This is a genomic window from Pseudomonas sp. 2024-210 (genome assembly GCF_045062345.1).
In the GTDB taxonomy this organism is placed as follows: domain Bacteria; phylum Pseudomonadota; class Gammaproteobacteria; order Pseudomonadales; family Pseudomonadaceae; genus Aquipseudomonas.
This window is the reverse complement of record NZ_JBJGEJ010000004.1, coordinates 119941-133475: the sequence shown is the minus strand read 5'-3', so window position 1 is coordinate 133475 and position 13535 is coordinate 119941. Positions and strand designations below refer to the sequence as shown.

Annotated in this window: 14 protein-coding genes; 6 read left to right on the top strand and 8 right to left on the bottom strand. The window is 50.6% G+C overall.

Annotated elements, in window-relative coordinates; genetic code table 11:
* The first annotated feature begins 44 nt into the window (after positions 1 to 44).
* Together ACI7MX_RS07470 and ACI7MX_RS07465 are read left to right on the top strand one after the other, a co-directional pair.
* Complete coding sequence (locus ACI7MX_RS07470; RefSeq protein ID WP_301462152.1) at positions 45 to 1919, top strand: DUF294 nucleotidyltransferase-like domain-containing protein; 1875 nt, start codon at positions 45 to 47, stop codon at positions 1917 to 1919.
* A gap of 2 nt (positions 1920 to 1921) precedes the next feature.
* Positions 1922 to 2644, top strand: coding sequence for a 3'-5' exonuclease (locus ACI7MX_RS07465; protein ID WP_301462151.1), 723 nt, complete (start codon positions 1922 to 1924; stop codon positions 2642 to 2644).
* A gap of 90 nt (positions 2645 to 2734) precedes the next feature.
* Here ACI7MX_RS07465 and ACI7MX_RS07460 read toward each other — a convergent pair whose 3' ends face one another.
* The 3 genes from ACI7MX_RS07460 to ACI7MX_RS07450 all read right to left on the bottom strand — a co-directional run bounded on the left by ACI7MX_RS07460 (position 2735) and on the right by ACI7MX_RS07450 (position 5948).
* On the bottom strand, positions 2735 to 4399 hold the full coding sequence (locus ACI7MX_RS07460) for a BCCT family transporter (RefSeq protein ID WP_301462149.1): 1665 nt from the start codon (positions 4397 to 4399) through the stop codon (positions 2735 to 2737).
* A gap of 195 nt (positions 4400 to 4594) precedes the next feature.
* Positions 4595 to 5047, bottom strand: coding sequence for a lysis protein (locus ACI7MX_RS07455; protein WP_301462148.1), 453 nt, complete (start codon positions 5045 to 5047; stop codon positions 4595 to 4597).
* A gap of 535 nt (positions 5048 to 5582) precedes the next feature.
* A complete protein-coding gene (locus tag ACI7MX_RS07450) occupies positions 5583 to 5948 on the bottom strand; it encodes a histone-like nucleoid-structuring protein, MvaT/MvaU family (RefSeq protein WP_301462147.1) in 366 nt (121 codons plus the stop codon).
* Between the two features lie 149 nt (positions 5949 to 6097).
* Here ACI7MX_RS07450 and ACI7MX_RS07445 point away from each other — a divergent pair, with 149 nt between their 5' ends.
* Genes ACI7MX_RS07445 through ACI7MX_RS07435 form a run of 3 tightly spaced genes read left to right on the top strand, consistent with a single transcriptional unit; the run spans position 6098 to position 9273 of the window.
* The gene (locus ACI7MX_RS07445; RefSeq protein ID WP_405588421.1) at positions 6098 to 7387 is read left to right on the top strand and encodes an MFS transporter; all 1290 of its coding nucleotides are present in this window, start codon (positions 6098 to 6100) and stop codon (positions 7385 to 7387) included.
* An 18-nt stretch (positions 7388 to 7405) separates the two neighbouring features.
* Positions 7406 to 8254, top strand: a complete 849-nt coding sequence (locus ACI7MX_RS07440) for a transketolase (protein WP_301462090.1) — start codon at positions 7406 to 7408, stop codon at positions 8252 to 8254.
* Positions 8251 to 9273, top strand: a complete 1023-nt coding sequence (locus tag ACI7MX_RS07435; RefSeq protein WP_301462089.1) for a transketolase family protein — start codon at positions 8251 to 8253, stop codon at positions 9271 to 9273. The genes ACI7MX_RS07440 and ACI7MX_RS07435 overlap by 4 nt, the downstream gene beginning before the upstream one ends.
* An 813-nt stretch (positions 9274 to 10086) precedes the next feature.
* Here ACI7MX_RS07435 and ACI7MX_RS07430 read toward each other — a convergent pair.
* From ACI7MX_RS07430 to ACI7MX_RS07410, 5 genes are all read right to left on the bottom strand, one after another.
* Positions 10087 to 10500 carry a hypothetical protein gene (locus tag ACI7MX_RS07430; RefSeq protein ID WP_301462087.1) on the bottom strand — a complete coding sequence of 138 codons (414 nt, stop codon included), beginning with the start codon at positions 10498 to 10500 and terminating at the stop codon, positions 10087 to 10089.
* Positions 10501 to 10503: 3 nt separating this feature from the next.
* A complete protein-coding gene (locus tag ACI7MX_RS07425; protein ID WP_301462086.1) occupies positions 10504 to 10908 on the bottom strand; it encodes a DUF6957 family protein in 405 nt (134 codons plus the stop codon).
* Between the two features lie 112 nt (positions 10909 to 11020).
* The gene (locus ACI7MX_RS07420) at positions 11021 to 11749 is read right to left on the bottom strand and encodes a metallophosphoesterase family protein (RefSeq protein ID WP_301462085.1); all 729 of its coding nucleotides are present in this window, start codon (positions 11747 to 11749) and stop codon (positions 11021 to 11023) included.
* Between the two features lie 105 nt (positions 11750 to 11854).
* The gene (locus ACI7MX_RS07415; protein ID WP_153328829.1) at positions 11855 to 12277 is read right to left on the bottom strand and encodes a hypothetical protein; all 423 of its coding nucleotides are present in this window, start codon (positions 12275 to 12277) and stop codon (positions 11855 to 11857) included.
* A 42-nt stretch (positions 12278 to 12319) separates the two neighbouring features.
* Positions 12320 to 12727, bottom strand: coding sequence for a DUF6957 family protein (locus ACI7MX_RS07410; protein ID WP_153328831.1), 408 nt, complete (start codon positions 12725 to 12727; stop codon positions 12320 to 12322).
* Between the two features lie 188 nt (positions 12728 to 12915).
* Between ACI7MX_RS07410 and ACI7MX_RS07405 the strand changes: the two genes are divergently transcribed.
* Complete coding sequence (locus tag ACI7MX_RS07405) at positions 12916 to 13383, top strand: helix-turn-helix domain-containing protein (protein ID WP_153328834.1); 468 nt, start codon at positions 12916 to 12918, stop codon at positions 13381 to 13383.
* The last annotated feature ends 152 nt before the right edge of the window (positions 13384 to 13535 follow it).

The window sequence follows — 13535 nt, the reverse complement described above, 5'->3', positions numbered from 1 at the left end:
CTATGGCGCTCGCGACTTTTATTTTTCCAGCATCACGAGGTTTCATGCAGATTGAGTTACAGGAGATTAGCGACCACCTCTATCGTTTCGCTCCTTTTGATGCCCTGCCAAAGGAGTCGGTAGACGCCATCGCTCGGCGAATTGAAGTGAGTTATTTCAAAGCCGGCAGTGACATTCTTGAAGCCGGTGCGACCATTCAGGATCTGCATTATGTTCGTAGTGGTGCGGTGGAGATTTACCGGCGTAATGGTGAGCTCTATGACCGTCTCGTCGAAGGTGACCTATTCGGTCAGGCAGGTCTGTTACGTAGCAACAAGGTACGCTTTCCCGCCCGAGCGTTGGAAGATAGCCTGATCTATTACATCCCTGCCGACGTTTTCGCTGACCTTTGTGCGCAACATGATGCTTTCGCTGACTTCGTTGAAGCAGAGGGAAACTCGAGACTCAAAACTGCTGTTGAAGCTCAGGGGCGTGCTAGTGAGCTTATTCAGCTCAAATGTCGCGCCCTTATCTCACGTCCCTTGGTGTGGGTCACGTCAGATATCTCTGTCGGCGGCGCTGCAAAAATCATGACTGAGCAAAGTGTATCCTGCGTTCTAGTCATGTCTCCAGCAGGTTTAAAGACGGCTGAAATAGAAGGGATCGTCACAGATAGAGACCTTCGCACGCGATTTGTTGCAGTGGGCCTAAACGCTGACGAAACTCGTGCCAGCGACATTATGACAGTCGATCCGGTTGTAATTGGCTCCGATGATTCAGTGTTTGAAGCCATGCTTGTGATGTTGCGCCGCAATATTCATCACTTGCCGGTTGTGCACGATGGTAATCCAATTGGCCTTATAAACCTGTCGGATATCATCAGGTACGAATCGCATAGCAGTTTGTACTTGGTTAACAGAATCTCTAACCAGACCTCAGTTGAAGGTCTGAGATCACTTTTGCGTGACCTGCGAGGAACCTATATCCGCATGGTGCGTGACGGGGCTACTGCGCACATGATCGGAAGCGCGATTTCAGGTATTGGCCGTGCCTTTACCCAGCGTTTGCTTGAGCTGGCCGAGAAAAAGTTAGGCCCGCCTCCAGTGCTTTACTGCTTTATGGTTTTGGGATCAATGGCGCGTGATGAGCAGTTGTTAGTGACCGACCAGGACAACGCGTTAGTACTCGACGACAGCTTCGATCCGATCCAACACGACTCTTACTTCCGAGCCCTGGCAACGTTTGTTAGCGATGGACTGGCCGCGTGCGGTTACAGCTACTGCAAGGGCGGGGTCATGGCGACCAACGAGCAGTGGCGACAGCCTTTGAAGGTATGGCGAAGTTACTTCGATCAGTGGATCGAAAAACCTAATCCAACTACGTTGCTTAATAGCTGTATTTTTTTCGATCTGGATGGGGTTTTTGGCAAGCTTGAGTTGGTACAAGAGCTTAAAGACCTGTGCGCTCGAAAAGCCAGTACACACCCTGTATTTCTAAGCGCAATGGCTCGTATTGCCCTTAATCGAACGCCGCCATTAGGATTCTTCCGTACTTTTGTCGTTGAGACTGACGGACAGCAAAAAAGGATCATCAACCTTAAAGGGCGTGGCACGGCACCGCTGACCGACCTTATCCGGATTCATGCGCTAGCATGTGGCAGTACCGCTCAGAACTCATTTGATCGCATGGATGCTATAGCCCGCAGTAAAGTCATTCCTCCAGAAGCATTAAAGCAACTTCGGTACGCACTAGAGTTCCTGTCGATGGTGCGTATTCGACACCAGGCGGACGCACTTGAACAGGGGGCATCACTCAATAACTACATTGAGCCCGAGCGCTTTTCTAGCAGTGAACGACATAACCTCAAAGAAGCGTTTCAGGTGTTGAGCAATGGCCAAAATTTCTTGCGATTCCGATATCCTTCAAAGGGCCGCTTTTAGCGATGAAAAACCTAAAAAAGCAGCCTAAAAATAGAGTGCTGGACTGGTCTGCCGAGTTCGAGACATTGGCGAAGATTTCGGTTAATCCTCTATTACGAAAGTTCTATCAAGCTGGCGCGGTTTCAGCGCTGGCACCCATTGAGAGCGTTCAACTGCTGGCCATGGACGTAGAGACTACCGGCCTTGACTCACAGTCCCACAGCATGGTGAGTATTGGTGTTATGCCGTTCACGCTGAATCGTATTTGTTGCGGGAATTCACTTTACTGGGTGATAAAACCATCGTCCGAACTGAATGAAAAGTCAGTGACCTTTCATCACATAACCCATGCCGAAATTTTAGATGCCCCCGTGTTTGCGCAGGTGCTTGATCCTTTGCTTGAAGCCATGGCGGGCAGAGTGATTGTCGTCCATTACCGGAATATTGAGCGCGCCTTCTTGGATCAGGCAGTGCGTAGGTATTTAGGTGAAGGCCTTAAGTTTCCAGTCATCGATACGATGCAGTTAGAGGCACACTTCCATAGGCAAAAAATTAGCTGGTTCGGCCGACTGATTGGACGCAAGCAACAGTCCATACGGCTGGCAGACAGTCGCTCTAGGTTGAACCTGCCGGCTTATCACGCACATCATGCATTAACCGATGCTCTCGCGACTGCCGAGTTGTTGCAGGCGCAGATAGCAACTCACTACTCGCCACTCACACCTGTCGGTGAGTTATGGAATTGAACCAAGTTAATAGCTTCAAGGTGCAAGCAGATAGATATGTTACACCTTGAAGCTTGAGGTCAATCTTACCTATAGCCTAGCTCATACTGACTAGCGAGGCTCAGACATTAGTCCTTTCACTAGAGAGATACACCCTATCATTAGAACTATTGCGAAAGGCAACCCCGTGGATACTGCCATTGCCTGCAGTGCCACCAGACCGCCCCCCAATAGCAGAGCAATCGCAATCACGCCTTCGATTACCGCCCAGAACACCCGTTGAGGAACAGGCGCGTCAACCTTGCCTCCAGCTGTGATGGTATCGATCACCAATGAGCCGGAGTCAGAGGAAGTAATAAAGAACACTATGACCAGAATAATACCTAGGAATGAGCTGATCTCCTTGAGGGGGAGCTCTCCCAGCATGGCGAACAACTTCAGCTCTAAGACCGCGTCCTTGACTCCCATAAGGCTTTGAGTGGTCACTTGGTCAATTGCCGTACCGCCAAACGTAGTCATCCATAATACAGAAACTACTGAAGGCACAAGTAGAACAGAGATCAGAAACTCTCTGACAGTTCGACCACGACTGACGCGAGCGATAAACATGCCTACAAATGGTGACCAACTGATCCACCAAGCCCAGTAGAAGGCAGTCCAGCCTTGAGTGAACTCGATATCAGTACGTCCAAATGGGTTTGAGAGCGCAGGCAAATATTCAACATAAGTCACCAGATTTTTAAAGAATCCAGTGAAAATAGCCAGGGTCGGCCCCACAATGATTACGAACACCAACAAGAGCAGCGCAAGCCCCATATTGATCTGGGAAAGCATTTTGACGCCCTTGTCCAAGCCGGAAAGGACTGACCAAAGAGCGATTATGGTGATCCCAACGATCAGTACAACCTTGCTCAGATTCGTCGATTTAACTCCGAAGAGATATTCAATACCTGCAGCAGCCTGTTCTGCGCCAATCCCTAAAGAGGTCGCCAAACCAAATAGCGTGGCAAATACCGCTAGTATATCGATGATATGTCCCGGCCATCCCCAGACACGCTCACCCAATAGTGGATAAAAAATTGAGCGTATTGAAAGCGGCAAGCCTTTGTTATAAGAAAACAATGCTAAAGACAGCGCCACAATCGCGTATATAGCCCAAGGATGGAGTCCCCAGTGAAAGATGGTAGCCGCCATCGCCAAGTCAGCAGATGCCTTCATATCACCTTCGGCACCTCCTAGGGGCGCCCAATCCGTGCGTAAACCGCTCGCATCGACTGTCACACCTCCCATGGAAGCAGCGTAATGCGACATGGGTTCGGCTACCCCATAAAACATCAACCCAATGCCCATCCCCGCAGCAAAAAGCATTGAAAACCAACCGACGTAACTATGGTCTGGTTTGGCATCTCTGCCGCCCAAACGAACCTTGCCCAGCGGAGAGAAAATAAGTGCAATGCATAGCAAGACAAAAACGTTCGCAATGCTCATGAAGAGCCAGGCTAGATGGCTGGTTAGCCAGTTTCGAATGGAGCTAAAAAGGGGTTCTACTTCATTCTGCAATGCCAACGTCAAAATCACGAATAGTAAAATGGTGGCTGCTGAAATGATGAAAACTTTACCGTGGATATCGAGTGAGAACGAAAACTCTCCCTTGATGTTGTCTTGACCAATGACATAGTCAGTATCGATAAGATTGGCCGCTCCAGTAGGAGCAGGAATGCCTTCACTGGGTTGAGAAGGTGTGTTTGGACTATCATCCGTAGGCTTTCCAACCATAAGATTCCCCTTTTGAGATTCACGTCATAAAACGTGTAATTATCAATATCCCCGCTGTTCCTATGGTAAAACGAGATTTTAGCCAAGCTATCCTAGCAAGCTTTGGGAAAAAAATTTCTAAAACCTCAGCTCTTTTAACTTCTTACCAGAGACTTCTCTCGCGTAGCCTTTGCAGGCTTGCAACGCGATTAGTCCCTAATCGCCGTCGCCGTAGACTCCGATAATTCGTTGGGCATGCGCTGAAACAAGTTGGTTTCTAAGGGCACCATAAGCCATGCCGCCGGCACCGGTGGTAGGTTGCACTGCGTCACGAACCATTCGTAGCTCCGTCAAGTTGGACTTAAAGCCGCAGGTCGGCAGTAGCAAGCGATCACCCAGGCGTGATTGTTTGGTTTTTGCATCGGTCAGAGTTCGGCAATAGGATCGGTCACTGGCTGCCAGCGATTGCTCCAGCGTAAGGAACTTGCCCTGCTCTGCCAGAACCCGCGTGGGGCTGGCATTGGCCAGAAGGGTGAACTTGGTTTGGTGGGCAGCTTCCTTGGCGACCAATTGCTCATCGTAGGCGTGGCCTGCCACGGCCATGCAGTTCACGCGCTGCCCACCATCAGGGCAAGGATGATCAGCAGCACCCAGAACCGTATCCGCCATCACGCCAACACCTTGAGCGCTTGGGCATACAACGCTTGCCGATCGGCCACTCCATTCTGGTCACCATTGATGCGCTGGGTGATCCTGTCGAACTGACTAGTGTCGGCAAAGGTGTTGTCGGTCTCTTTGCCAACTAGCCCCGTCGGTGCGATTAAACGCTTGTGGCTCCGGTCGTGCCTAGGGATATTCTCTAGCTCTCAGCTTAAGCAATACAACCACTCATCCACGCACGGAACTATGAACTGGGGGGGGGCTGTTTTTAAAGTCGATGTCGCTAATACGACGGGGAAAACCGTCCTTGTTTATCAGGTTATTGTTTTGATACTCAGCAGGGGCGGTCAGGATGGGTCGTAATCTGGGGGAGTTGGCTAACACTAAGCTTCTATGGCCAGAAACGCACAGATTTCAGCGTCAGATAGGAGTTACTCAAGAGCCTCTGGAGATGCTTGAATTCTCCGCCGAGAAGATCAACCACCTATCTCAAATAACATACAAAAAAGGGCCCTCGAAGGGCCCTTTTGTACTCAAACCAAAATCACTTGGTCAGCCAGGACTCAACGGTATCTGAGCCGTGTTCTGCCTTCCACTCCTTCAGACCTTTGTGATTCCCACCTTTGGTTTCGATGACCTCGCCAGTGTACGGATTTTTGTAGACCTTCACCTGACGTGGTTTACGAGTGCCAGCTTTGGATTTCACTACTGGAGCGCTGCGGCCAACCTGAGGATCTAACAAGTTGATTACGTTAGAGAGGCTGTAACCGTATTCAGCAAGCAGAGCGCGTAGCTTCGTTTCGAACTCTATTTCCTTCTTGAGGCCAGCATCCCCTTTCAGGGCTTCGAGAGCCTCGAGTTGTTCAGCAAGGTGTTTTTCAAGTTGACGGAATTCAGCAAGTTTAGACATGTTTAGTCTCTACGTAGTTAGTATCCTAACAATACACCAAACTCTGGGATTAGCCGTAAATAATTTAGGTATCAGATGTAGTGGTCAACTCATCCCGGACACGGTTTTGAGTTTTTCTTCCGTTTTCGCTGGGGCCAATCCATCGTTAAATTGATGAGGTCGGATCCAGTTGTAGTGATGCAAGCGCTTACCGTAAAACTGCCTGGCGCTTGATGCCGTTTTTAATGCTGTGCTACCTCTGCGCCTACCTCGACCGGGTTAACGTAGGTTTCGCCAAGCTCCAGATGATGAGTGATTTATCCCTCAGTGAGACCGTATATGGGCTCGGAGCTGGGGTGTTTTTTCTCGGTTATTTCCTGTGCGAGGTGCCCAGCAATCTCATCCTCCACAAGGTTGGAGCTCGGCGCTGGATCGCACGCATTATGATTTCGTGGGGCATCATTTCTGCCCTCTTCGCTTTCGTCGAAACAGCTTGGCAGTTCTACACGCTGCGTTTTCTACTTGGCATCGCAGAGGCAGGTCTTGCGCCTGGCTTACTGCTCTACCTCACTTACTGGTTTCCTTCCTATCGCCGCGCGAAAATGACGGTGCTGTGGTTCATCGCCATCCCGCTTTCCGGAATGATTGGCGGGCCTCTTTCAGGCTGGATCATGACGGAGTTTGCCGGCTTCCAGGGTTGGGCTGGCTGGCAGTGGATGTTCGTCCTTGAAGCCATTCCAACTGTCATTGTCGGCCTGATGGTGCTTGCTTACCTTAAGGATGGCGTCCAACAGGCTACCTGGCTGACCGATGAAGAGAAGGCGCTCGTCAGCAAAGAGTTGGCCGAGGACAACAGCCAAAAAGTCACGCACGCCTCGGTCGCAGAGTTTCTGCGCGATCGGCGCCTGTGGATTCTGGCCTGCATCTACTTTTGCGTGGTCATGGGCCAATACGCGATCACTTTCTGGTTGCCAACCCTGATCCGTAACGCCGGTGTTGCCGACACCATGCACATCGGTTTACTCACCAGCCTGCCGTATATGTGCGCCATCGTGGCAATGGTGTTTATGGGGCGCAGCGGGGACAAACACCAAGAGCGTCGCTGGCACCTGGTCGGGCCAATGATTGCGGGCGCGCTGGGCCTAACGCTGGCGGCAGTGTTCGGAGGCAACCTGGTTCTATCGGTATTGAGCCTGTGCCTAGCGGCGGCAGGTGTTCTTTCTGCCTCGTCACTATTCTGGATGTTGCCTACCACTTTGCTCGGTGGAGTCTCCGCTGCTGCGGGTATTGCCGGGATCAATAGCTTTGCCAATCTCGCGGGGTTCTGCTCGCCTTATCTGATTGGATGGATCACCACCACAACCGGTTCAAGTGCCATTGGTATGTATCTGATCACTGGTGTGCTGTGCATAGGCGCCTGCTTGGTACTACGCATTCCTGCCGCCTCGGTCAATCGTTGAGTTAACGGAGAATTCCCCATGACTGCCACCCCAACTCATGCATCGTCCACTACTTTAGTGCAGCGCGCTCACAACATTCGCCGCCACGCTTTGCGCATGGGCCAAGTTCAGGGCCAAGGCTATGTAGGTCAGGCGTTAGGTGCAGCGGACTTGCTAGCCGTGTCGTACTTCCATGCTTTGAACTACAAACCTGAAGACCCGGAGTGGGAAGAGCGCGATCGCTTTTACCTCTCCATCGGTCACTACGCGATCGCGCTATATGCAGCATTGATTGAAGCTGAAATCGTGCCCTTGGACGAACTCGAAACATACGGTTCAGATGACAGCCGTTTGCCCATGTCTGGCATGGCCACCTACACACCTGGCATGGAGATCACAGGTGGATCGCTTGGCCAAGGACTGGGAATTGCGGTGGGTGCCTGCCTGGGCTTAAAGCGCAAAAAATCTGCGTCATTCGTTTACAACCTGCTGTCGGACGGCGAACTGAATGAAGGCTCCACTTGGGAAGCAGTGATGTCGGCCTCTCACTGGAAACTCGACAACCTCATCGCCATCGTCGACGTCAATAATCAGCAAGCCGATGGACGTTCTAGTGAAGTGTTGGCGTTTGAACCTATCGTCGATCGATGGCAAGCGTTCGGCTGGTTTACCCAACGAGTAGACGGCAACGACCTGGACGCATTGGTAAAGGCGTTCGACGCAGCCCGCAGTCATCCAGGTTCTCAGCCCAGAGTCATTATCTGCGACACCAAAATGGGCAAAGGCGTGCCATTTCTGGAAACCCGTGAGAAGGCGCACTTCATACGCGTGGATGAGCATGAATGGGATCTTGCACTGAACAACCTCGATGAGGGGAAAACTGTATGAGCACTACAAATACCAATTCGGCTCAAGCGCCCGTGGTTGTAAAGAAGAAACTGACGACCTCAGCGATGATTGCATCTATAGCCTCTGAAGGTCAGGCCACTAAATCCGCCCCATTTGGTCACGCGTTGGCAGCACTCGCGGATCAGCGAGCAGATATCGTCGGCTTGTCTGCTGACTTGTCAAAATACACTGACTTGCACATCTTCGCCAAAGCTCATCCCGACCGCTTCTACCAGATGGGAATGGCCGAGCAATTGTTGATGAGTGCGGCAGCCGGAATGGCGCGTGAAGGCTTCGCACCCTTCGCCACTACCTATGCGGTGTTTGCCTCGCGTCGCGCCTACGACTTCATCTGCATGGCGATCGCTGAAGAAAATCTTAACGTCAAAATAGTTTGCGGCCTGCCAGGCCTGACCACAGGTTACGGCCCAAGCCACCAGGCCACAGACGACTTGGCCATCTTCAGAGCGATGCCAAATCTGATGATTATCGATCCTTGTGACGCTCTTGAGATCGAACAGGCAGTACCCGCTATCGCGGCCCATCAAGGGCCCGTTTACATGCGCTTGTTACGGGGTAACGTACCGCTTGTGCTCGACGAGTACGGGTACAAATTCGAGATTGGTAAAGCGAAGACATTACGTACCGGTAATGACGTTTTGATCATCTCCACCGGGCTTATGACGATGCGCGCATTAGAAGCTGCTAAAGAACTTCAGGCTGATGGCGTTGATGTCGCAGTACTGCACGTACCTACTATCAAGCCTTTGGATGAGCAGACCATTCTTGCTGAGGCAAGAAAGCCAGGGCGGCTAGTTATAACCGCTGAAAATCACTCAATCATTGGTGGTTTGGGAGAGGCAGTGGCAACGGTATTGCTGCGCAATGGTGTAACGCCATCGTTTAGACAAATTGCTCTACCGGACGCTTTTCTTGATGCGGGAGCGCTTCCAACGCTGCACGACCGCTATGGCATTTCAACTCAGGCCGTGTGTGCACAGATCAAAAGTTGGCTATAAAAACCTGAACCTGCAGGGGGTCAATTTAGGCCTCCTCGCCGCCCTCCCCCGCCATTAGAACCCAAGTCTACAATGACATTAAAACTGAATCAGAATGTCTAGAAAACTCGGGGCGATTCAGTCCTCTAGGCTGAGGTATCCCATATCGAACTCCTAGCTATGAATGTACTCGCTGAATATCACTGCATGTACGCTCCACAATGTTCAAAGACGCCACCGATAGCGTGCAACAACATTAAAATCGGCCCTTCGCGCCAGCGCCTACAAAAACCAGCTAACAGCAGGAGATATATTGTGCGCATGATAACCTCGGCTCAGACACACTGTTCTGAGAACTCACCTTGAGCACAGCCACCGTACCCAACGATTTCAACGCACTGATCAATGCACCAAAATTTTCGTACGACCCGGTTGGTCGGCGTCAAATGAAGCGTTGGCAGTTCATCGCGGAATACATCTACAAAAGCACATCCACAGAGACGTTGCTCGAAGCCCGAGGCAGAGCTGAAGGCTACATCCATGGTCTTAGGGACGCTGGGCACTTATCAACGAGAGACACCGACCGTGACAACCACATTTTGAGTATTGTCCAACGGAGGCGTGAGTTTTTGCAGAAACTGCTGAACGAGTTCGGTTAGTGAAGAAGGGCTAACTGTGAATCCATCCGATGGAAAAATGAGTTTCACCGGATAGCGGCAACTTGTAGCGCTCCGCACATCTAATTCGGAGCGCTGCTGATCAAAACCGTAATAGCCATCCAGCGCTCATCAACTGCCATGCAGTAATACCTCCACTACGCCAGAGATCGAGCATTCAATCTTCTGACTCGAGACGATCACACGATCGAAGCAACTCAAGAAAACTACGTCGCCCACCGCCGCGCTTGAAGCTACCAACGAGGTAATTCCCCTCCCCCGTCTCCAAAAGCCAGAAACGTCCTTCTTTCCATGCCCTTTGAATTTTCGTCGTGCAAATGATTCCGCCATTGGCTATTCGATACTCCTCGTCTTCCTGGAGGTGATCGAAGAATACGCCAAGGCACCTGTCTTCTATGATCACCGCATCGCTGATAAAAGCTGTAATGGCTACGGTGTATTTTCGAAGACTTGCCTGTACAAGACGACTCAGTTGAAAGTCACTGAGATACTTACTATGAAATTCGACTTCGATGATTTCTGGCATCCGGCCAAAGCTCCAAAATGACTCAACTGTATTTGAGGCGCTCATTGCTTAACCTGCTTTCATAGAAAATGCGGCACCCACACTGGCCTCTTTTCTAAGGCCCGATCCCCAGAGGAGGTAGACAGTACTTTTGGTTTCAAACATGCAGCCTTCAGTGAAGAATTTGCCGAAGTTACTGCGTACCCACATGGCTGGCTGGAAACGACCTTTACTGTCTAGGACGATTTCGTGAGCGAAAAGCGTCATGGGAAGTAGACCAAGACTCGTAAGCTTTTCCCTTTCAACTGGCGTCACGGAGAGGTCGATTAAGATCCACTGTTTCACCACACAGAATGCTTTGCCTGGAAACATCTTTGCTGCCAAAGAGATCAATTCTTCTTCAGAGCCCTGCCAGCCAGGCGACTCATCTCCGGTTCCGTAAAGTAACTGCGAGATTTCATTCAAAGTGACCATTCAAAAACCTTAGATTCACACTAAATACCACCCGCTCGAGCAGCTCATACCCGCTAGTTTGGATCTATAAACTCCGAGCCCAGTGGAGGACACTGACGAGATCTATTCACTATCAAACCACCACCAAGCACTCAGGATCGAAGCCTGTACTTTGACCCGGGTAGCCGCGCGGATTGGAAACCACTTGGCACCCATTCTTGAGGAAGTCTGTTGCAAAATGCGTGTGCCCATATATCCAAAGATCAGCCTTGATAAGTAATTCTGACCAATCGTTCGCATAGGCCGCAGCCAGATGCCCGGAGTGATCATCACCCATATGATCCAACACAGGTGCATGGTGTGTGACCACCACTGTTTTGCCGTCGAAAGGTCTATTAAGCTCTTGGGTTAGCCATAGGTGAGCTCTCATTGACTTAGCGACTAGGTCGTCTGGACGCAAGCGCCTGTAATCTAAGTCGGCTCGAATCACCAAAAAATCGTTCATCGAATCCCATGCAACCCGCTTGGCCGCAACCACATCACCTGTAGCCGAATAATCTGTCCAGGCAGTTGTAACCAAAAAACGTGTGCCGTCGAGAATGAGCATCTCGTTTTCGAGTACATGCACATGGGGCAATGCCGCGTCTTTCATTTTTCGCAGTGTGTGACCTATGTGCCCGCCGTAGTACTCATGATTGCCACACACATAGATAACAGGGCACTGGAATGTGCCATTCGCCCAAGAGACTCCACGCGATTTGATATCAATGTCACCAGCGAGAATGACTACATCCGCATCGCTTGGGGCGGGATCGAACCGAGCGAACTCGAGGTGCAGGTCAGAGTAAATCTGAATTTTCATAACGGACGACCAGTTTCGATTTAGTTGTACTTTGGATACCGCTGCGGCGGCCGGCCTCCGAGCATTGCTCGCCTTGCAAGGAGAGACTGCGTTTACGTACTTGGATTAAAAAATCACTCGAAGCCCTTTAAGAGAGTGAGCGTCAATAAGACGACCTGGGGCATCGGTATAAGCCTTTTCGTCATCTATGTTGTGAAGACATACCCGACATCCCGTGGAGTCATATCCCACCAGCAACCCCGAAAGCCCCTCCATGATCCACTTGCCGTTTTTGTTCATCCACCCCGGCGTGACGACCTGAATTTCCGTAACGACAAACTCGCTGGTTTGTTGGGAAAGTATTTCTTCGAGCATATCGATGTCACTAATCATCATGGTGCGTGGCCACACCTTGCCATCCAAGCACTCTTCAAGAACGACGTGATACCAAGGATGAGCCAAGTGGCGTTCAAATATCCGCCAGTTTGAATACCCATCCCCAAAGATATTAGGGGTGCCCTCGGCAAAGGCTTCATGACTTCTAAACATTTCACATTCCCGTGGATCTACAGACCGCAGTTGCAGCTGACATCATTGATAAAGAGACAGTATCGCGGCGAGACTGGCTGACTTTTCGTCGCCGTCTCCCATCAAAACGTACACAGTGTTTTTGGTTTCAAAGAGAAAACCATCTTGGAATGAGATGACCATGGTGCTTCTCACCCAATTCCCATAATCGAAGCGTCCTCGGCTGTCTAGGATGACTTTTTCGGCGAAAACAAAGAGCGGCAGGTGGCCATGAGCGTGGATTTTGGTGAGATCACCATCGCTCGCTATCGCACGCACGATTGTCCACTGCTGGACGATGCAAAAGCCTTTGTTTGGGAAGCGGGTCTGCGCGATATGAATTAGCGCTTCTTGACTTTCTCCAGATCCAGAGCGGGGCTCTCCGGTGGTGGATAGGAGCTCGCCGGATGCTTGGATTTCTTCGAATCCCATGCTTCATTCCCGTCAATACATGTCATATGTTAAAGCGCATCACCGTTAGGAAAGCTCACGGAAGCGACACTACCTCGGGCATTGCCTTCTCATGAATAACGAAACCAATCGACCCGAAATAAGGATTATATAACGTGTTATGGGTCGACGCAATGTGGCTTTATCCTCTGTTTTGTAGAGGATCATAAATGTCTCTCAGCGAAGCATTTGCGGCCGTTGTCCGGGCCTTGAGACAGAAATCAGGAATGTCCCAGGACGACCTACCTTTAATTGATCGCTCTTACCTGAGCCGCGTGGAGCGCGGAAAAGGGAACGTTTCGATCGAAATGCTTTTGAAAATTTCAAAAATGCTGGACGCTGAGGCCACTGTTCTAATGCTCCTAACAACTTCTTTGCTTTCTGAGGAGGCGACAGATGTGGCATTGGAGCGGATCTCGAGGAAGCTAAAGACGTTGAAAGAGACTGGAGTGATCGAGTTGATCTCCAGCGACGGTATGCCACGCCGACATGGACGACCGTCCAGTCTCGCTGCAAGTGAAAGGCTAAAACTTGCCCCCCAGCTGAAGCAGAAGGGATTATCTAATTCAGAGATTGCTCGAGAATTAGACGTATCTAAGTCGACCGTGCAACGATATCTAGCCAAGTCTGCTCATTAAAATTTAACGCTAAAATTTCCGATTTGATGAACTAGCTCTCAGGCAAATCTCTAGCGATGCAATTCAGTGTTTTTTATGTGCCCGCAGAGGATCACAACGGCTGAGAACCCTCCGAATAAGTCTGATTTTCGCTTGGAAAGCCTGCTGGAGCC